Origin of the sequence: Hymenobacter sp. UYP22 (assembly GCF_040547285.1) — a bacterium.
Taxonomy (GTDB): Bacteria; Bacteroidota; Bacteroidia; order Cytophagales; family Hymenobacteraceae; genus Hymenobacter.
The window spans coordinates 109,272-130,499 of record NZ_JBEPPK010000009.1 but is presented as its reverse complement, the minus strand read 5'-3'; the positions used below and the strand labels follow the sequence as shown (position 1 = coordinate 130,499).

Here is a 21,228-nt window from a genome sequence, read left to right as displayed (position 1 = left end):
CTATGAGAATCGCCCTTGCCCTCTGCACCTTGTCCCTCGGCCTGGCCGCAACGCCCGCGCTGGCCCAATCCACAACGCTGGCCAGCACCCGGCCCGTGGCCCCGGCCGCCGCGGCCAAGCTGGCGACCTATCCGCTGTATGTTTCGGACCAGAAAACGACTCACCTGGTCTTTCCTTCCCCGGTCACCTACGTTGACTTGGGCAGCGCCGGGCTGATGGCGGCCAAGGCTACGGGTTCCGAAAACATCGTGCGCGTGAAGGCTACCGGCAGCGGCTTCAGCGAAACCAACATGACCGTGCTGACGGCCAGCGGCAAGCTCTACTCCTTTGTGGTGGGCTACCAGCGCAACCCGCGCCAGCTGGGCCTGGACCTGGGCGCGCCCAGCGCGGGCCCAGCCAGGCTGCCCGTGCTCCCGCTCTACGTTTCGGACCAGAAAACCACGCACCTCGTGTTTCCCTATCCGGTTACCTATGTGGACCTGGGCAACTCAGGCATTCTGGCCGCCAAAGCCACGGGTGCCGACAATATTGTGCGCGTGAAGGCGGCCAGCAACCGCCTGAGTGAAACCAACATGACCGTGCTTACTTCCGGGGGCAAGCTCTATATGTTCGTCGTCAACTACCAGCACGACCCCAGGGTGCTGAGCCTGGACCTGAGCACGATGAATAGCGCCGCTGCCCAGGCCGGCAGCGGCAGCGAGGCCATCCTGTCGAATACGCCCATTCCGCAGGGCAACCTGGATGCCTATTCCCAGCAGGCGCTGGCGCGCGGCGGCTCGGCGGCCAGCGACACGAAGAACCAGCTCAGCGTGCGCGCGGGGAGCGTGGGCTACCAGCAGGAAACCTTATTTTTCCCGCTGCACCTGCGCAACCGCTCCAACGTGACGTATGACGTGGATTTCGTCAAGTTCTACATCCAGGATAAGAAGGTGGCCAAGCGCACGGCCGAGCAGGCCATTGAGCTGACGCCCACCTACGTGTACAACGGCAACCTGAAAAAGATTGAAGCGACCGGTAAGCTCCAGCAGGTATTTGTGTTCAAGAAGTTCACCATTCCCGACCAGAAAAATCTGGTTGTCGAGGTGTACGAAAAAGGGGGCGGGCGCAATATCACGCTCACGCTTTCCAACCGCGACCTGCTCCGGGCCCGCGGCTTCCACTAGGAAAGATTGCTTTGGCTCACAGCAGGCTTGCGCTATGACCTAGCACTATGTGGTGAGGTGAGTGCTGGCAGTGAATTTCCCTTTCTCTACCCAATCAGGTTGCCTATCATCAGCCGATAATCACTTACCGCTGGTCAAACGCGGCTAACCGCGCCGCAATGTTGCGCATAGTCTGCATCACCTGGTCGAACTCAGGGGCCGGCTGGTGCAGCAGTTCCGGCAGCTCGCGCTCGTAAGCACGGCGGGCCTCAAGCAGATTTACCGCGTCCTGCTGGTAAGCCCAGCATGCACTTAACGGTTGGTTTTTCCACTCGTGGTTCGGCCCTTTCACCCCGGCGGAAGCGTCATCGGCCTGCACGGCGCTTAGTAGTGAAAACAGGTCCGGGCCCGGCAGCAACGCCTGCACCTCGGCGTGTCCGGCCAGCTTATGCAGATCGTACAGGTGCCGTACTTTGCTGCTTACTCCCAGAGCCGGATCGGGCTCGTACGACGCCCGCACCAGCGCCATGATTTTTTCGGCGAAAGTGCGCCCCAGGCTCAGCACGTTGAAATCAAAGGCGCGGAGCCCAAACTCGTCCAGCTCCGTTTTCATCGCCCGCGCCGTAAACACGTCGGCGATATAAGAGCTCAGCGGCAGCCGCACCACGGGATGGGGCTCCCCGAAAGCGGTTATCTCCAGCAGAATATTTTCGCCGGCTACCGTGGAGGTATGCGGGAACGTGCGGGGGTAGCGGTGGTACACGCGCCGAATCTGCCCCCGTTTGCTGCTACCCGGCACCTCCGGCAATTCCTCCCTAGTGCCTGCTCCCACGGCCGCTTGGTGCACCTGCCGGATCAGAGACTTTACCGCGGCACCGGTGCGCCCGCCCAGCAGTACGGCCAGGTCTACGTCCTCCGAGAAGCGATCAATGAGCCGGTACGCTTTCGATAAGGCGGTACCGCCCTTGAATACGACTTCACCGGCTACGGGCGAAGTTGCCAGGTTGCGCAGAACCCATGTCACCCAGTAGTCCTTCTCAATCAGGGCCTGGCTTAATTCCATTTCGGTGGCCGCCAGCAGAATGGCTTCTGCAAACACGTCGGGTTGGCGGTGCAACGTCATCGGATTCGCCACAGGTCACGGTTGGGTAAATCCGCCGCGGACAAGCCGAGGCGATAGGTGGATAATGGATTCAGGCTCTGGCGCAGGGGCTCGGTCAGCGTAGACTCACCCACTTGTTCTAACAAGGCCCCAAGCAGGGCGCGGGTGGCGGGGTTGTACGTTAGGGCCAGATCCACCAGGCGACGCTTCTGCGCCGCAGGCAGCTGCCGCACCTTTTCCCGCAGTTGCATAAGCACATTGGCCGGACGGGCGTTGGGCACCCGTTTGATGCGGCGGAGTACGTCGAGCAACTGCCGCAAAGCTATTTCTTCCGGCCGGCCGGCGCCGGCGTTGCGCACGTAGCGTACGCGCACGGTGCCTATCTGCCTGGCCGGCTTGGGCCGGGGCGTGGCAATCTCAATCTCGCGGGGTAGCTGGGTAGTCAGTCCGAGCCGGTTGAAGATAGCCGCGCCGGTGGGGTATTCCAGACTTCCGGTCGCCGGGGCCTGCAGCAGGGACGTCAGGATTTGCTGCTCACTGGGCGGCACCGGCCCGAAACGGCCGGTGGGGGCGATGCGGTAGCGGCCTTTGGCGACGCGCTGCACCTGCCCCGTGCGGGTCAGCCGATTCAGCGCCGAGGCTACGGCCGGGGCGCTCAAACCTAACTCCTCGAAGTCACTGAAGCGCACAATCTGCCCCGGCGACAACTGGTGCAGCCGCTGCAGCAGACGCTGCTGGGTGGGAGATGTACGGGAACGAGCCATAGGTAGCCAACGTCATACGAAGGTACGATATTCTCATAAACGCAAAGTTTTTTTGCTTAAAAACTTTGCGTTTATGAGAATATCGTGCTACAATCTCACCAACTACCGCATGTACGGACCCAAGCACCTTATTAGCGGTAGAAGCGAGCTATGTAAACGTGGCCTTGTGTCAGCAACCGGACGCTGTACCATCCCGTTGCCAGAGTTGGCAGCATTAGGCGGTCAGTAGCTGACCGGATGGGAAATGGGTTTACGACCAGTTGTCCCATGGCGTTGTAGATGCTAAGGGTCACATCAGCCGTCAGCCTGCCCGTGAATTGATAGTGAAACTCGTTGTCAGTTAACTGAGTGGGGTAGACAAAGAATGCTGGTGCCGGCTGGCGCTTACCGCTGGGCTGGAGAGCCAGTATTGTACTTGTCCTACCTAGCGTCCATACCCCATTGAGTTGGGTGAGACCGGTACTGATAACTTTACTCACCGTGGAGTCATTCATGCTGGCCAGGGGCCGCCAAGGACCAGTGGTTGATACAGCACTGAATGCTCCCAACCGGGATTTGTGAAGCCCCGCCAGCTCATGATTCCAATAGGTAGTTTCCAGCTTCATATCAAGGCCCGTAGAGTTGGCCGCTTGAATGCTGAAGTAGCGCTGTATACTGGTGCCAGCCGGTAGGAGAACGGACTGACCCGTAATCCGTCGTACGGTTGTGCTGCCGGGCAAGCCAGACCCACTGGACGTAAGGACAAGCCCCAGATTACCAAAAGTGTAGTTGGTGCCGGTAGCCTGTATGTCTGCCGTACTTGTTACGGTACCCTCTACATAACTGGTTTCCGTTTCACTAAGCATGGCACCGCTGGTGATCAGCTCAGTTGCACCGGTTAGCAGCCGGCCAGAGCGCAGGCGAACTGCGCCGGTGACAGTAGCGGCCCGTTGCAAAGCCAGTACTCCAACCGGCTTGTCCACCTCGAGTGACGTAAAGCTGGGCATAGTTGAGCCCATGAGCAGCTGGGTGCCCGAGCCTGTAAACACCACGGCACCGGACAGCTGGCTGCTGCCGTTGTGCTGCCAATCACCGCTTACGCGCAGGGTAGCGGTAGCCGGGAGCGTCAAGGTGGCTCCTGCGGCGACTGTGAGCGTGCTAACCGCCTGTGGACCAGGGCTGAGTATGGGGTACGCAGTTAAACCGGCCGGGATAACCGCATCGACGGCTGCCGTCGGCACGAGGCCACTCTGCCAGTTTCCGGGCGTGTTCCAATCACTCCCGGCGGCTCCGGTCCATACGTAACGGGCCGGCTTATTATACACGATAAGCGCGCCCTCAGGGGCCATGCTGGTCGAGTTGGCCGTCACTAAATCCAGCGTGCGATTACCATCAATATCTGCCAAAACCAAGCTGGTGGGGCCACTACCAACCGGCACCGTGGTCGTAAGGACAAATCTCCCCTGGCCTTGGTTAAGACAAATGGATGCGCTGGCGGAGGATTCATTCACAGTTATCGCATCCAGGTCCCCGTCCCCGTCCACATCCCCCAGTTTCAGATCGAGGGGATGACCACCGACTGCCACCGGCGTGCCCGCCGTAAATGTGCCGGTTCCGCTATTAGTCAGCAGCACTATTGAGCTTTGCCCTGCAGTCGGACCATAATCGTACTGAGCCACGAGCAGGTCCGGAGCCCCGTCACCGGTTACGTCGCCGAAAGCGACGGCACTCGGAGCGTTGAGTACTGGTATTAGCACGGGCGTCGCCAAGTTGCCAGCACCATCGTTAAGGCGCACGGCGACATTGTTACCCGTCGCATTAACGGTGATTACGTCCACATCACCGTCATTGTCCACATCCCCCGCGGTGAGTCCCATCACCCGGCCGGTAATGATCGAGGTGGCTACGCCGAAGGTGCCATCCCCCCGACCTAGACAGCTGTAGGCCCCACCGTAGTTGCAGCTGATCAGCAGGTCCTGGTTACCGTCCCCGTTCAGGTCAGTCGCTACTGTCATGCGCGCATTGGGCGTGGCCACAGTACTATGAAGCTGAAACCCCGCCAAACCGTCGTTGCGCCACACCTCCAGGTTACCCAAGGGCAGTGTGGCTACCAAATCCAGGTCGCCGTCGTTGTCCACGTCGACGCTGGTCAGGTAGGTGGCCGCGCCCAGCATCGTACTGGAACTGCTGGCAAAATTAGCATTCGCGTCGCCGTAGTAGATCGTCAGGAAGGCCGTGGGACTGGTGCGGGCGCTGGAAGCAGCCACATCGGGGTAGCCATCGCGGTTAAAGTCCCCCACTGCAACCCCGAAAGTGCTACCCGTGGTGGGCAGATACTGATGTCCGGCCGCAAAAGTACCGGGAGCCGGACCAGTAGCCATCGTGAACTGGGTAACATAAGGCCGGTCCACCGGCGTATCATCGGCAGCGGCGGCAGCTGATCGAATAATCACCTGAACGGTTTCGCCGGCCCGTAGCGCCTTACTGGGGGTAAAGGAGACTGTATTAGTACCGCCTCCACTATAGGAGCCCGGCAATACCCCGAAGGACTGGTTGCCAAACAGACGCAATCCCGCCGGGCCGGCTGTTGCCGCATTCACCGCCCGGGAGAAACTGGCGCTAATGCTGGTGCCGGGCAACACATTCAGGCTATTGCCAGTTGGCGTTACCTGCACCACAGTGGGCGATACGGCAAAGGCAAACGCGGCGCTTGAGCCAGCCGCCGTAGTTACCCGTAGCGGCCCACTGCTGGCTCCAGCCGGCACGACGGCCGTTAGCTGAGTGGCTGACCCGAAGGTAAACGGGGCTGCTACCCCATTAAAGCTCACTTGGGTGGTACCGGCAAATGTGGTACCCGTTATTGTCACGGGCGTGCCCACAACCGCCGTGGCGGGCGTCACGGCTATAATAGCCGGGAGCACCGCGAAAGCGAGATCGTTACTGCTGCCATGGGGGGCTGTAAGGACCAGCGGGCCACCGGTAGCCCCGGCAGGTACGCCCACCGTCAGAATTGTACCTGCCGCGTTTACCGTGAACCCGGTGGCTGTGACATTGCCGAACGTGAGCCCGGTAGTTCCTTGTAGATTCGTCCCAGCCAGCGTAATCGTGGCGCCCACCGGAGCGGCCGCGGGAGCTACGCTCGTTAGCACCGGGGCCGGTATCGTGAAATTAACAGCGCTGCTACCACTACCGTGCGCAGTTACAACTTGCACGGGTCCCGTGCTCGCGCCTACGGGAACTGTTGCCCTCAACTGGGTAGCTGAGCCTGCTACGAACGGGGCGGGCACGCCGTTAAACAGTACCTGAGTAGGTTGGTGCAAGTCGGTGCCGGTAAGGGTTACGCTTGAGCCAATCAGCCCACTGGCGGGCGTAAAGGCAACAATGACCGGAGCCGCCGTGTAGAGCAACCCGTTGCTGGCCGTACCGCCCGCCGTTACCACTACTGGCCCGGTGGTAACCCCGGCCGGGGCTTCTACCGTCAGAGCGGTGCCTGCCGTATTCACCGTGAAGCCAGGAGCTGCTGTCCCGTTAAAACTGACCTGGGTAGTACCGGTAAGGTTGCTGCCCGTGAGCGTTACCAGCGTACCTGGCCCCCCGAACGCCGGAGACACATTCGTCAGAGTAGGGCCAACCGTAAACGTCAGGCCGTTGCTCACCCCATTCGGAGTCGTTACCACTACCGGGCCGGTCGTAGCGGCCGCGGGCACCGTCACAGTCAGCACAGTACCGGTACCGTTCACCGTAAACCCGGTAGCGGGAGCGCCATTAAATGTTACCTGACGCGCATCGTGCAGGTTGCGGCCGGCAATAGCCACCGAACTACCGAGGGGGCCGGCATCAGGAGTTAGCGTCGTAAGCACCGGGCCCGGGATAGTCAGGTTGGCGGAGCTGCTGGCTGTGCCGGCGGGAGTGGTTACCCGCACCAAGCCGCTGGTCGCACCTGCAGGTACCACGAAGGTGAGTTGTGTTGCGGAGTTGACCGTATAGTTGGTGGCTGCTGTGGCATTCACCGTTACCCGGGTAGCTCCCATCAGGTCAGTGCCCGTTACGACAACGCTGCTGCCAACTGGGCTGCTGCTGGGGTTTACGCTGGTAATAGTCGGAGGCAGGGTAAAGATCAGTCCGTTGCCGGCCCCGTAACTGTTCGTAGCTACTACCGGGCCAGTAGTTAAGCCCGCTGGGGCTGTTACGGTGAGTTGCGTACCCCCCGCGTTTACGACGAAGCCCGCAGCTGTCGTACCATTAAATGTTACTTGGGTGGTACCTGTCAGGCCCGTACCCGTGAGCGTTACCGCCGTGCCGGCAGGCCCAAATGCCGGGCTAAGTGCCGTCAGGCTGGGGGCGCTACTAAAGAGCAGCCCATTACTGCGGCCTGAGCCCGTACTCGCCACGACCGGTCCGGTTGTAACTCCTACGGGAGCCGTTACGGTTATCTGGGTCCCGGTGGCGTCAACTATTCCATCAGGAGCTGCCAGCCCGTTAAATGTCACGCCCGTCAGGCCCAGCAGGTTACTGCCCGTCAGCGTGACGACTGTGCCAGCCGGTCCGGCAGCGGGGGCAATCGCGGTCAGAACCGGAGCCGGGACGGTGAAGTAGGTGCTGCTGGCGGCAGTGCCTCCTGGCGTAGTCACGCGGACCAGGCCGGTGCTGGCCCCCACCGGTACGGTAACCGTCAGTTGGGTGGCTGATACGACGGTGTAGTTGAGGGCCGCCACCCCATTGAAGGTAACCTGCGTAGCTCCAGTCAAGTTTTGTCCCGTCAGGGTTACTACCGTGCCGGGATTGCCGCTAAGTGGGCTGAAGCTGCTCAGCACTGGAGCCGCCGTAAAAAGCAGTCCATTGCTGGGGCCACCCGGTGTGGTCACCACTACCGGGCCGGTTGTTACTCCCGTTGGCGAATAAACCGAGAGGGAAGTAGCTGAGTTAGCGAAGAAGTAGCTGGCGGCTTTGCCGTTAAACGTTACACTTGTCGCGTCGTTCAGGTCTGTCCCGGTAAGGGTGACGATGGTGTTTGCGGGGCCGCTGGTGGGAGTCAGGGCCGTGAGTACTGGGGACGGCATAGTGTAGGGTGTAGTACTTACGGCCGTACCGGCAGTTGTCCGAACCCGAATGGGGCCGCTGCCCGCCCCGCTGGGCACCGTTACCGAGAACTGGGTAGCTGAATTACCGGTAATTGTCGAGGTGGTAGCTGTGCCGAACGTCACCTGATTGGTACCCGTCAAATTAAGACCCTGCACCGTCACCCGGGTGCCCGCTGGTCCCGATGCCGGCGAAAACGAGGTGATAATGGGTGCCCCCGTAAATGTCAAGCCGTTACTCACCCCGTAGGGAGTGGTCACGTATACCAACCCCGAAAGTACCCCGGCGGGAGCACTCACCTGCAGGCTGGTGCCACCCGCATCCACCGTAAAGCCCGGTGCCACTACTCCGCCAAAAGTGACGGCACTGGCATTTTTCAATCCTGCCCCGGTCAGCGTCACAATCGTTCCGGCCGGGCCGAAAGCCGGTGAGATCGTGGTGAGCGTTGGTGCCCCGGTAAACGGCATACCATTGCTGGTACCATTAGGCGTTGTGACCAACACCGCGCCAGTGCTCACCCCAGCCGGAGCCGCCACTGTCAGTTGCGTGCCAGCAGCGTTCACCGTAAATCCCGGAGCGGCCGTGCCAGCAAACGTTACCTGCGTAGCTTCCAGAAACCCGGTACCCGTTATCGTGACGATCGTTCCCGCCAGCCCCTCGGTTGGGCTAACACTGGTTATGACGGGGGCAGGAATTACAAATCGGGTGGCACTGGTAGCTTGCATGCCCGGCATTGTGGTGACTTCGATGGGCCCGCTGATTGTTCCCGCCGGCACCACCGCCGTTACTGTTGTAGCAGAGTTCACCGTGAAGCTGGCGGCTGGCCTACCAGTAAAGCTCACCTGCGTAGTGGCGGCCAGATTGGTGCCCGTCAGCGTGACGCTGCTGCCAATAGGGCCGCTGCCAGGCGCGAAGCTGGTAAGCGTTGGTGTGGCCCCGTTCAGATATACATTAATGCTACCGGTGCTGCCGGTAGGTGAAGGATTGGATCCGCCTATCAGATCCAGCGTGCCGTCGTTGTTTACGTCGGCCAGGGCTACGTAATACGCTCCGGATGGAATAAGCTGACCGGGGCTGAATATTCCACTGCCATTGTTGAGTCGTACATCCCGGGTATTGCCGCTAACTGCCAGGTCCAGGTCTCCATCCCCATCCACGTCGCCCAGCTTCACATCCGTGGGAACATTACCGGTATTGAGCGTAGTGGCAGTCTGGAAAGTGCCAGTACCTGCGTTCGTATTCAGCAGCACGGACACGTTGCTACTGTTCTGGTTAGCCGTCACCACATCCAGTGCTCCGTCACCGTTCAGGTCGCCGAGAGCAATACTATTCGGCTGAAATCCGACGGTCAGCGTTGCCCCAGCCGTAAAGGTGCCGGTTCCGTCATTCAGGCGCACGAAGGCCCGGTTGCTCTGGGCCCCGGCGGTCACGTAATCCAAGTCTCCATCCCCATCGACATCTCCCACTGCTACCCCTACCGGGGCACTTATACTGAAGTAGTTACCCCTTGTGGTGCTGAAGGTCCCATCGCCCTGACCAAAATGGACAAATACGCTTCCAGATGCGGCGCAGGCTACCACCATATCTAGGTTGCCGTCCCCATCTAGATCAGCCGGCGCAATTGTGCGTACGTCGTCGCCAGTCCGAAAAGGGCGCAAGGTTGTGAATACGCCTTTCCCGTTATTTTGCATTACGATCACTTGTCCCCCATTGCCTACCAGCAAATCCAGGTCACCATCGTTGTCCAAGTCGGCGGAGGTCAGGAAATACGCCGGCCCCATCGCGTAATCGACTGGGCTGCCAAACGTACCGTCGCCCAGCCCGAAGTGCACCTGCACCTTTGAGGTAGTGTACTGGCTGCAACTGGCCAGATCTAGGTTTCCGTCCCCATTAAAGTCGGCGGCCGTCACCCCGTAGGTGTCTCGTGTGGCTGTCAGGGCTTGGCCTGGTAACCCAAACGTGCCGGGGGATGGTGTAGTGGCAACGGTGAATTGAGTTAACGAAGCCAATAATGCCTGCCCCGTTGCACTCAGTGCACCTTTTAAAACATCAACCTGAACCGTTTCACCAGGCTTAAGGTGCTGGGCAGGCTGAAAGGTGGCAGTAGTGGTGCCGGCTCCACTGTAGGTGCCAGTCAGCAAACCGCCACGCTGGCTGCTGAAGACCCGCAGGCCGGTAGTGGAAGTCGCGGCAGCCTGCATGGGCTGGGAGAAAGTAACCCTTACGTTCGAGTTCACCCTGGCCGCGATAGTATTGCGGCCGGGCGCCACCGTTACAACCTGTGGTGCCTGCGCCCAGGCCCGCTGCCCAGTTACTACCAGCACCAGAGCGGTAATGCAGTATGAAATTCGAAATAAACTCCGGTGTAAAGGTGACCGATGGTTGTTGGAGTCCCTTGGTAACTTGACCTTACAAGAAGGTTGGTTGTAGAAATGCTTCATTCACTTGGGAATAGGTATCAGCTAGCAATGGAATGGTCGACTAGCAATGGATTGTCTGTACAAAATTCAGCTGTGTTTACTAATTGAGCAAGCCTAAAATATTTTAATAACCAGGAATATACAGATTGAGGAGGGCGGATCAAGTACCTCTGCCTTGCAGGCCTAGTAGTCGATCTCTTGGCGTAAGGGGGCTTTTGTTGGAAGTCTGGGAAAACCACCGGGATCTTGATCGGTGTACTCATTCGGGCTTACGGTAAGAGTGCAGTTTCCTTATACTATGCTCAGCTGAAAGCTGATAGCGGCGGCTGAGCTACCTCCCCCACTCGTAAGAAGTAGGAGTACACGAAAAAAGGCCACCTGATTGTGTACCCGTTCCCGCAAGGGGCCCAGCGTCCGGGCCACAGCCTGCAGCGCGGCTAGGTTGGCAACGTTAGACAAGAGCCGGCAACAAAGAAGCTTTCAATAAATCCCCAGCCAGTTTTCGCTCCCGGGGGCGCCCCACCCGCAACGCATCCACCAACGCCAGCAGCTCATAGAGGCGGGCGTCGGCGTTGGCGGCTTGCGGTACGCGCGGGTACAAGGGCTCGATGGCGCTACCCCGGTAGTCGCTTTCTGCGTCGGGCCACACGTACAGCTGCTCGGCTACCAGCTGCTCCCGCAATGGGGCGGCGCTATGGGCAGTGGGCAGGCCCCGTACCTGGGCCCCCGGCTGAGTGGGAAACACCACCGGTAAACCGTAGAGCAGAAACTCCAGCAAGGTGCGCTGGGCCACGCGCCGGTCAGTGCCCTCCAGCAGCCGGGCGTACTGGCATCGCTTCAGGCTAAACGATATTTCGGTTGGGCTTAAGAACAAAGCAATGGCCAAGTCCTTGCCTTGCCAGGCAGTGTCCTCCAGCAACAGCACTTTCAGCAGGACCACTACATCCTGCGGGCGCATTCCATTATGTTGTCGCATTACAGTTGGTCGATTATCAGTTTGCAAATTGATAATCGACATTCCTATTCAGTAGCTGCTTATATCGTCACCCCCCGAGGTCAATAAGGACTGATAATGTTTACTTATCAGTCCTTATCTTAGAAGCGAGAAAAGTGACCTCTTTTTGACCCGCTACTCCTTATATATATGGCTACCGAAAGTCAGCTGCCCACTCGACCCACCTCGACCAGTGCGCAAGTGCCCGCTCACCTGGTGGCCTCCACCTCCCGCTACGTGGAGTCCGGCCTGCGCGGGGCGGCTAACACCGTGCGCGCCTACGCCGGGGACTGGAAGCGCTTCACCGCCTGGTGTGAGCTCAATGAGCTGGCCGCGCTGCCGGCCCCGGTTGAAGCAGCGGTCGGCTTTCTGACGGAGCTGGCCGACGCGGGGAAAAAGTTTGCCACCATCCAGCGGCACGCCGCCGCCATTGCCAAGGCCCACGAGCTGGCCGGCGTGGACTCGCCCACGGCGGACAAGAAACTCAAAGTGCTGCTCAAGGGCATTGCCCGCGAAATTAAGATCCGTCAGAAGCAGGCCCCGGCATTTACGCTGGCCAACTTCAAACGCACGGTGAAGAGTATTGATGTCACCGGGCCGACAGGGCTGCGCAACCGGACTCTGTTATTATTAGGCTTTACCGGGGCGTTTCGCCGCTCGGAGCTGGCGGCGTTGAATATTGAGGACTTGTCCTTTGATGAGGACGGACTCGTCGTGACCCTACCGCAGAGCAAAACTAACCAGTTAGGACAAGCCGAGGAAAAAGCCATTTTCTACTCCCCCGATTCGGCGCTCTGCCCGATCCGGTCGCTCCAGGCCTGGCTGCGGGTACTCGGCCGTAACGAGGGGCCCGTGTTCGTATCGCTCCGCAAGAACAACCAAGTCACGACTCGGCGCATGACTACCAAGTACACCAATTTAATTGTGCAGCAACTCTTGGGACCGCAGTTTACGGCCCACTCGTTGCGAGCTTCGTTTGTGACGGTGTCTAAGCTAAACGGGGCTGATGACTCCAAGGTGATGAACCAAACCAAGCACAAGACGAGCGCGATGATTCGGCGCTATACCCGATTGGACAATGTGCGGCAACACAACTCAGCCAAGGAACTGGGCTTGTGATTGCTTGCAAGTGGCATGCTGGAAATGACATGCTGTCAACTACTTTTGGCTTGGAACGCTAAGTTTGCATAAAAAATTCACGCGTTTATAACCCATTCAGCTTCATCTTCTTGTTAAAAGATTGCGTGCTTTTCATAATATCTAACGTCTTTACAAGGATACCCTGATGATATTGCTGGGCCTCCTGCCCCAAGCTTTAGTCTTGTCACTTCCTTAACACTAGATATTCAGTACCCCATTCAAGAAGCGTGTCAAGCACAGTTCTAATCCGAAAGCACTTCATCTTTCCTTCGCATCCAACTTGGCTTCGTTAATTAATTCTGCCAAGGCAATACCCAAACTCATGCAGCTCAAGCAGGTACTACGCCAGCAGCGGGCCGGCTGCTACTCGCTCGCCAGAGATCTGGTCTTAGATTACCCATCATTCCTCTGAAGCCGAAATGGTGCCCGAACTATGATCAGTTACAACCGACCTAATTAATTTACAACACAGCCCGTAATGGAACCACTTGAACTATTTGCTAATACTCAGCTCGAAATAATAACTCAGGCAGATAGAGAGCAAGCTATTCGTGAGAGATACGCTTTTTTAAGAAGAATCGGTCTGTGGCCGCGCCAAATGCAGCCCGAGCAATGGTTAGAAAATTTTATAGGAGCAGACGAGTTGGAAGTAGCCTATGATCTACTCAAGAACTTTATGTACTACCCAAAGGATATGCTTCGGGAATTGCAACGGTGTGCTATTCGGAAAATTATGCCCTATGTCCTTGATTTTACAGGATCTGCAGCTGAGGCAAAAACAACTTGGGCTTCCGTTGCACGGAGAATGATTATTGTACCGGTTCAAGACGATGTAACACCTAGTTCCGCTGACAGTGGCTATAACTATGCCCGTCTCGCCCGTGAGACGTTCGATTTATTACCAAGGCAAGTGCCTAAGGATTTTATGGACTTGTTACTTAGCTGGTTGCAGCTACCAGAAGACGGATTAGCCAATGTTGTCGTCTTCGTAGATGATTTTGTTGGCTCAGGTTCGCAGTTCATTAAAACTTGGCACCAAATACATCCACTTCAGCCAGAGCTCGAAATGTCTTGTCATACCATAGCACCTTATAACAAAACCAAGTTCTTTTATTGCCCCTTAATTGCAACTAGTTACGGTCTCGATAGGATTCGTAAAGCATGCGGTACATCATTAACATTATGTCCAGCCCATATATTGGGCCCTGAAGCTAATGCTCTCCATCCTCGGTCCCGGATATGGAGCAACGACGAAATTCGGCAGAAAGGCATAGCTGTTCTAAAACAGATTGCTACTCGTGTGCCCATGCCCAACACAGGTGGAAGGCGAGCTACTGATTGGCAGGGATTCCATCAATTAGGGCTTAACCTAGTGCTCGATGATTCGATGCCCGATGCTTGCCTAGGCGTATTCCGATTCGATAAGCATCGCTGGCATCCCTTGTACAACAAAGCTGTCTAGCCAAATGAAAAATCAAGAGAAGCAGCATTCATCACTTGACTATGGAGCGGCCTTAAGTGAGCTTCCCCATTTGTTCGCACACAAGGCAGAATGGCTACATCATGACCTGTACACATTATTCAAATCGCCTGGCTATTTCAAAGTTCTTGAACTGAATCAATCATGCATTCTAGTTGGTGACCGTGGCACTGGAAAAACTTCTGTTTTGAGCGGCTTATCATACGAAGGACAATACCGACTTAGCCAATCCCACTTCAATGATTGGAAATTTCTAGGAGTTTATTTCAGAATTGAAGGTTTTGGTAACCTCAGAGGCAAAGGCAAGAGCGAAGAGGACTGGATTATGCTTTTTAGTCATTACTTCAATTTAGTTATCTGCAACGTTATTCTTAAAATGCTCTTATGGTATGAGTCTACTGAAAAATGCCAGTTAAAGCTGACACACACTGACTGGACTCTCTTTTTAGAATCACTGTCCATTACAGTAGATTCGAAAAATCCATTTACCGCAAAGATGCTGAGTCAGGAGCTAGAAATGTCGATTGCCAAATTCAGCAAATACACAAACAATATACAAGACCCTAAAAATCAGACTTTACAATTTTCGACACTCGGGCATCCAATTGATTATTTAATTGATATAATATACCAACTACACCCTTTTAGCGGCAAGCCTATATACATTATGCTTGATGAGTATGAAGTATTCTCCGATTATCAGCAAATGGTTGTTAATACTCTCATCAAGCAGTCGCCAGGGCGTAAGTATTGCTTTAAAGTAGGCGTGCGTGAATTAGGATGGCGCGAAAAGAAGACAATTGAAGGGCAAGTACTGCAAGCTCCCAACGATTTTAGCAGAATTTCGATAAGGGACTATCTTAATGATGAGAACTTTAGTCCATTTGCTGAACAGGTATGCAATCAGCGCCTAGAACTTCTCCAACAATATTTGCCCAAAGGCTTGGCACCGGTAACACTCACCGTTAAAAATCTACTGCCGCATTTGTCGTATGCTGATGAGGCAGAAATATTAGGCGTCAAAAAACTGACAAATGCCATCCTTTCTAATCCTTCACTGAGTCTATCAGACAAACAGCTAACTGCTCTGCGAGAGCTTCGGCCTGTTTCTGTATGGTTTGCCCATGAATGGGGCGCGCGCCGTAATATCAGTTCATCTGAATCGTTGCGCAATTTACTAGACTACCCACGGCCATGGCGTAATCGTTTGGATAATTACTTATATGCCTCACTCTTTGCTATTAAAAGTGGCGGCAGAAAAAAGCTTTACTCAGGTTGGGACACATACCTACTCATGGCGAGAGGGAATATCAGATTCTTATTTCAGCTACTTGTGGCTGCCCTTAGCAGGCAATTACAAGAAGATGGGTTGAATGGACCCATTCACCACTATCATCAAACCGACGCCGCCAGCGCAGTGGGTAAAAATAATCTATCCGAACTAGAAGGCGTCGACGTTAAAGGCCGCACAATAATGCGTTTGGTTACAGGCTTGGGAAGAGTATTCCAGATATTTGCTGAAGAACCCTTCAATAGTGGCCCGGAAGTAAATCAGTTCTTCGTGCCAGAGTTAAATGGCGACACTGTTGAGTCCGATGAAGAAGTACTCGAAGCAAAAGCTATATTGGAGATGTCATATAGCCATTTAGGCTTAATGCGTGAGGAGGGAAATAAGCTTGGGCGGGAAGAGGTTAGAGGCGACATATATTTTGTACATCCCATTTTTAGCGCCCATTTTAATTGCAGTTTCCGCAAGAAACGCAAAACAACCATCCATGCTACCGAAATTTTAGGGCTGCTTCATAGCCAAGAGAAAACAACAAGAGAAATTGTTGCCAGAAAAAACAAGAACAAAGACAGAGCGCTGAAGCATGATGGGTTATTTACTTCTAATCTTCCTTCCACCCATAGAAGACGGCGAGGTGGGCTTGATGATAAACCAAATATTACAGGGCAATTGCCTTTGTTATTCAATCCTGAGGAATAATTTTGATGGAACGTTTCGATCAATTTAGTCAACGAATTATTCCAACAGAATCCTTTTCTACATTGCAGGAATTCACCCCTGAGAGCGGAGGGCTATACCTATATGGAAGTAGCGACGAAAACAGGTCTGTTATTTTGCAATTGCATATGGAAAAAAGCAATTTATCCAATGCACTTTTGGAAGATGATGAAGCTGACATTGACAATTTTATTCTTACTTACAAAGGAAATCGTCGGACTTTAGGACTATATAATCAGTCCGAACAGGATGCGATATGGCAAGAATTTAACTCACCCGTAGTTTACATTGACATCACAGGTCTGTCTCATCATATCTGGGCTGTGCTATTGGCAAGTGCGCTACGCGTTTCTCAGCCCATAAGGATGCTGTATGTTGAGCCGGAGGAATACTCACGCTCGCAAACCACTGCTAATCTCTATGATTTAAGTAATGAGTACGAGCAGATGAGAGCGCTTCCAGGATTTGATATGTTTCAGCAGCCTGGTGAGCAATACTGTTACGTTCCTATTCTAGGTTTCGAAGGAATTCGTTTTAAGATTGCAACCATTGCAATGGGTCCACCAAGAAATAAGGTGTATCCAATAGTTGGCTTACCAGGTTTCAGGCCAGAATATCCCTTTGAGGCTTATGTTGCAAACCAGCAAACTCTTGATGATGCTAGTGATTTTGTTTATAACAAAATAAAGTTTGTAGATGCAGGCTGTCCTTTTAGTCTTTACTACATAATGCAGGACTTAGCCGAGGCTCATAACAACGACACACTCAAAATCGCTTTATTCGGCACCAAACCACATGCACTTGGTGCTGTGCTTTATGCAATTTTCAATGAAGACAGAGTCCAATTACTTTACGATTTCCCTAAAAGGAAACAGGGACGTACAGTTGGTATAGGCCGCATTTACGTGTATCATGTTACCTTTTTCGTTTCTTTGCTAACAGCATCTGTCGAATGACTTCCAAGGCCAAGACCTTTGATCAGTACTATACTCCAGACAAACTGGCTGAGAGAGTCATTGAGGCGTTTACTATCGTAAATCCCAAGCACATTGCTGATTTTGCAGTTGGGGATGGTCGATTACTGTGGACCGCGCAAAAGAAATGGCCGTCAATTCGATGCACAGCTATAGATATTGACGAGGATGCCATCATCACCCTGCAGGGCTGCTACCCAAAGTGGAAGGCCTTCATCTGTGATTTTACAAATACTGAGGCACGGAAACCAATCCTGACAATTCGCAACCGCACGCTACGCTTAGCAGCAATTGCTCTCAACCCCCCTTTTTCGATCCAGAGGGGTAAGGTGCGCTATCGTAAAGTGAACATTGCTGGCACCACCGTTCGGTGTAGCCCTTCGTTGGCATTCGTTGTGGACGCCTTGGCTTATTTGAGCCCAGGAGGTCAGTTAGTTGCCATCATTCCTCAAGGCCCTCTCTATAATGATTTAGACGTTGAAGCGCGCCAATTGTTGAAGCGCCATTACGGGTTTGAAATAGTCGAACTTATTCCGCAAGCTGGCTTCAAAGACTGTGAACCTCGGACTGCCATCGTGCGCTTTACCGAAGGAGTTAGTATCAAACCCGAGTTCATCGCTCTCGAAGCTCCTGTAAATGACATACTTGCACCTTGCAACTTGCAGGCCCGAGTGGTACGGGGGAGCATATCAAATTCACGCGTCGAATCATCTGATCATCCTCTGAGTTTTCCATTCATTCACACCACCGATCTTGCAACTGGCAAGCTGGATGTGACAAAAAAGCGCATCTTTAAATCAGATGTTGAATTTGCTACTGGTCCTGCGGTACTGATTCCGAGAGTGTGCAAACCAGATGTGAATAAAGTAGTGATTTTGCCTGTGGGTATCACGGCTGTTCTATCTGACTGCGTCATAGCCGTTGAGTGCCTTACATTGAGTGATGCAGAAAAACTGCGAAATTATCTAGTAAGTAATTGGTCATTAACGGAGCAGATTTATGTAGGCACCTGCGCACGGTATGTTTCTGTTAGTGGTTTTTCCACCTTTCTTGTGAGCATAGGCTGTGAGTTACTTGCTTGTCTTAAAGGATTGCGCAGAAGCATTAAAACTCAAGAGGTATTAGTCGAAGTGGAGGCAATTGGTTAAACCATTTTTGTAGCATTGGGTGCAATCTATAAACCCTTACCCATGAAAATTATCTGCTAGCTCCGCCTCGACTTCCTATCCGCTAACTGTACCTAGGAAATGCCCGAGATTATAACGCACACTGGATTTGTGCCAGTTGGCTGCCGTTTGATAGTCTAACGCACTTTGGCCTAGCTCAACATTATCTGCTACTTGGTGATGGACTGCGAGTATGCGCGCAAGACCCCAGCCTAGATTAATTAAGCCGAGGTAAAGCTTTGCTTAGATTAGCTACCTTAATTCTTCGACAGTTCCTTGATTCATAAACTTAGTACTGATAATTAAGGGTTATCGGTACTAACCAGAACTCTAGAAATATAACATGGAGAGTCTGAACGGCGAAAAAATTGTCGGCTCGCCTGCCTCGTTGAGCACCGTGCTGCTTTTCTTACCGAAGGGTGGGGTGGGCAGAATTACGTCGAAGCGCGTGCCTGGTCCAAGATCAATGGGGCGGATGACTCGAAGGTGATAAACCAGGCTAAGCATAAAACAAGCACGATGATTCGGCTCTATACTCGCCTAGACGATATGCGGTATCCAGCTGGCATTGACTACTAGTTTCTGCCTGCGTTTCACATCTAGTGGGTAAGTTGCTTCTTGGTACGGATGTGTACTCTGTCACTACTATGAATCACTATACAAATCGGCCCGAGGGATTCGGTGAAATCCGGCGTCAGTTGTTATTACGCGGCCTACCCCTGGGACTGCTTGCTTTGGGTGTGGGCTACGGGATGTCCTACGCCAATTCGGAAAGTACGCCCCAGCAGGAAGCTGAAGTGCTGCTCTTGCTGATTCCGCTGATGCTCGGCGCACTGGGCGTCGGTATCTACCGGAGCATTCAGCAGCAGAAACGGCTTTACCACAGCTATACTCTGACCATCTCCGACACAAGCATCACCCGCGAGATTAGTGACACCCCCTCCATTACCATCCCTCTTGCGCGTATCACCCGAATTACCCGACATCACAACGGCAGCTTAACCATTACAGGAGCGACGGCCCACGAGGTGATAGGAATTCATAAGCAGATTGAGGACTACGACGCACTGGAAGCGCAGTTGCGGGCGCTTCACCCAGTCACACCTCAGCTTCGTATGCCCATGCTCGAGCGACTGCGTATTCCTCTAGTAGTAGCGACATTGGGGCTAATGGTCATGGTTTACGTGGCCACTAACAAGATTCTGGTAGCCACTAGCGGAGCTGCCTTAAGCGGTCTGCTGTTGTGGTCATTTTTCTATATCCAACGCTCCCCCCAGCTGGATTATGCGACTAAAAGACGTAGCTGGTGGGTTCTGCTAGTAGTCTTCTCCATCCTGGCAACTACTGTTGTCAAGCTGTTGACGGAGTAGAGTTGCGCAGTGAGGTGGGCCAGCCAAGAATGAGGCGCGGTAAGGTGCCAAATTGCTTAGAGATTGAAAGTGACTTTAAATAGAGTATGTGAATTTGCAATTTTGTGCTCAGGTAACGATTAAGTTATACTCAGTACAACTCCTACAGCCATGATAAATGATACTTCAGCTTCGCCTGGAGTCATCAATCTAGGTGTTACACAATCCGATTGAAGAGATTCTGGCGACTATAGTGGTCGAAAGCCAGATGCATTTTCAATTCCACACAGTCCAATTGAAGGGTGCCGTTTTCCAGGCAACCAGGCTGAGCGCGCTATGGACTACTCACTCGGTTACCTGATCAGCCTGTTGATCACGCTGGTACCCATTGGGATTGTCTGTTGGGCGGTGTGGCGGGGCGCTTACTGGGTAAAACGCCTCGTTATTGTGTTGAGTCTATGTGAGTTCGCCAGACCTCTTTTTCACTTCTCAAAACTATCGGTGCCGGGGCTTACGCCGCAGTTTATAGTACTGACCGTAGCGCTTATTCCCTGGATTGCGGCCGTTGTACTCGACAGGTCCGCGCCGTGCTCTACCCCACAGCCTGGCGCTGGAAACCAGCGCCAGGCTGCCCCGGACGTGAGTGGTACGGCTCACGCCCGCTCGTCCACCAGCCGGTGTAATTCTTGGGCATTGGCAAACGCAGCACCCATCGTATTGTTGAAGTAGGCGTACACGTCTTTCCCCTCCTGCAGGTAGTCATATATCTGCTCGGCCTGGTCGTGCAGAAAGTCGTGCTCATAGGACTCGCGGTAGTTGCCCTGCGGGCCGTGGAAGCGCATATACACAAAGTCCGCCTCCTCGTTGAGCTGGGCGTTCCGGCCGGGACCTTTGTCGTGCAGCACCAGGCTGGCCCCGTGGTGATCCAGCATCTCAAACGCATCATCGGCATACCAGCTAGGGTGACGGAACTCCACTGCTTGGCGCCACTCGCGGGCGGTGTCGGCCGCCGCCAGCGCATATAAGAGGGTCCTGACCGCGGGTAGTTGACGAATAGTGGTGCTGGGCGGGAACTGCAGCAGCAGGCAGCCTTTCTTGGGACCCAGCTCCCGCGCCGCCTCCAGAAAACGGCTAAGGCCGGCGAGGTCCTGCGCCAGCGCCTGGCTGTGCGTAATCTCGCGCCACAGCTTGAGGGTAAAGTCGAACTGAGGGCCGGTTTCTGCGGCCCAAGCCGCAAACGTTTTGGGCTGGGGTACGCGGTAGAAGGTGCTGTTAATTTCTACCGAGTTAAACAGGGTGGCATAATAGGTAAGGCGACTCGTGGCCTGGTAGGCCGGAGGAAAGGTGGCCTTGGGGCCCGGCACGACGATACCGCTGGTGCCAGTGCGTAGAATGCCAAGGGTGCCAGGCATAGGAAGGAGGTATACGATACGGGAGTTTCGGGGTATAACGGGGCCCGCTGCCTCGACGTTTTACCCAGGGCGCATCTGCCCGGGCCCCAACGTATCATCTCTTCTTATCGCACGAATCATGTAGGTAGCGAAAGTAGGGTAGTTACATGATGATTGAACGGTACCCAGTGGATGAATCCTACTAGCAGAACTTACTGTTGAAGAGATCACTACGAAGATCGT

12 protein-coding genes are annotated in these 21,228 nt (G+C 54.5%); 7 read left to right on the top strand and 5 right to left on the bottom strand.

Features of this window, described 5'->3' with window-relative positions:
* Positions 1-2: 2 nt before the first annotated feature.
* A complete protein-coding gene (gene traN / locus ABIB60_RS14950; protein WP_354580993.1) occupies positions 3-1,163 on the top strand; it encodes a conjugative transposon protein TraN in 1,161 nt (386 codons plus the stop codon).
* Between the two features lie 124 nt (positions 1,164-1,287).
* On the opposite strand, the gene ABIB60_RS14945 is transcribed toward traN, so the two are convergent.
* From ABIB60_RS14945 to ABIB60_RS14930, 4 genes are all read right to left on the bottom strand, one after another.
* On the bottom strand, positions 1,288-2,265 hold the full coding sequence (locus ABIB60_RS14945; RefSeq protein ID WP_354580991.1) for a nucleotidyl transferase AbiEii/AbiGii toxin family protein: 978 nt from the start codon (positions 2,263-2,265) through the stop codon (positions 1,288-1,290).
* Positions 2,262-3,008, bottom strand: coding sequence for a type IV toxin-antitoxin system AbiEi family antitoxin domain-containing protein (locus ABIB60_RS14940; RefSeq protein ID WP_354580990.1), 747 nt, complete (start codon positions 3,006-3,008; stop codon positions 2,262-2,264). The genes ABIB60_RS14945 and ABIB60_RS14940 overlap by 4 nt, the downstream gene beginning before the upstream one ends.
* A gap of 131 nt (positions 3,009-3,139) precedes the next feature.
* On the bottom strand, positions 3,140-10,507 hold the full coding sequence (locus ABIB60_RS14935) for an IPT/TIG domain-containing protein (RefSeq protein ID WP_354580988.1): 7,368 nt from the start codon (positions 10,505-10,507) through the stop codon (positions 3,140-3,142).
* A 430-nt stretch (positions 10,508-10,937) separates the two neighbouring features.
* Positions 10,938-11,462: a hypothetical protein gene (locus ABIB60_RS14930; RefSeq protein ID WP_354580987.1), complete on the bottom strand. Its 525-nt coding sequence runs from the start codon at positions 11,460-11,462 to the stop codon at positions 10,938-10,940.
* A 168-nt stretch (positions 11,463-11,630) separates the two neighbouring features.
* Here ABIB60_RS14930 and ABIB60_RS14925 point away from each other — a divergent pair, with 168 nt between their 5' ends.
* The 6 genes from ABIB60_RS14925 to ABIB60_RS14900 all read left to right on the top strand — a co-directional run bounded on the left by ABIB60_RS14925 (position 11,631) and on the right by ABIB60_RS14900 (position 19,615).
* Positions 11,631-12,599 carry a tyrosine-type recombinase/integrase gene (locus ABIB60_RS14925; protein WP_354580986.1) on the top strand — a complete coding sequence of 323 codons (969 nt, stop codon included), beginning with the start codon at positions 11,631-11,633 and terminating at the stop codon, positions 12,597-12,599.
* 499 nt (positions 12,600-13,098) lie between these two features.
* Positions 13,099-14,082 (top strand): phosphoribosyltransferase-like protein, encoded by a 984-nt coding sequence (locus ABIB60_RS14920; RefSeq protein ID WP_354580985.1) that lies wholly within the window; start codon positions 13,099-13,101, stop codon positions 14,080-14,082.
* 4 nt (positions 14,083-14,086) lie between these two features.
* Entirely contained in the window at positions 14,087-16,087 is a 2,001-nt protein-coding gene (locus ABIB60_RS14915) for an ORC-CDC6 family AAA ATPase (protein ID WP_354580984.1), read from the top strand.
* A gap of 5 nt (positions 16,088-16,092) precedes the next feature.
* On the top strand, positions 16,093-17,061 hold the full coding sequence (locus ABIB60_RS14910) for a hypothetical protein (RefSeq protein WP_354580983.1): 969 nt from the start codon (positions 16,093-16,095) through the stop codon (positions 17,059-17,061).
* Positions 17,058-18,227, top strand: a complete 1,170-nt coding sequence (locus ABIB60_RS14905; RefSeq protein ID WP_354580981.1) for a DNA methyltransferase family protein — start codon at positions 17,058-17,060, stop codon at positions 18,225-18,227. The genes ABIB60_RS14910 and ABIB60_RS14905 overlap by 4 nt, the downstream gene beginning before the upstream one ends.
* A gap of 665 nt (positions 18,228-18,892) precedes the next feature.
* On the top strand, positions 18,893-19,615 hold the full coding sequence (locus ABIB60_RS14900; RefSeq protein ID WP_354580979.1) for a hypothetical protein: 723 nt from the start codon (positions 18,893-18,895) through the stop codon (positions 19,613-19,615).
* A gap of 632 nt (positions 19,616-20,247) precedes the next feature.
* Here ABIB60_RS14900 and ABIB60_RS14895 read toward each other — a convergent pair.
* The gene (locus tag ABIB60_RS14895) at positions 20,248-21,006 is read right to left on the bottom strand and encodes a DUF72 domain-containing protein (protein WP_354580978.1); all 759 of its coding nucleotides are present in this window, start codon (positions 21,004-21,006) and stop codon (positions 20,248-20,250) included.
* Positions 21,007-21,228 lie beyond the last annotated feature (222 nt).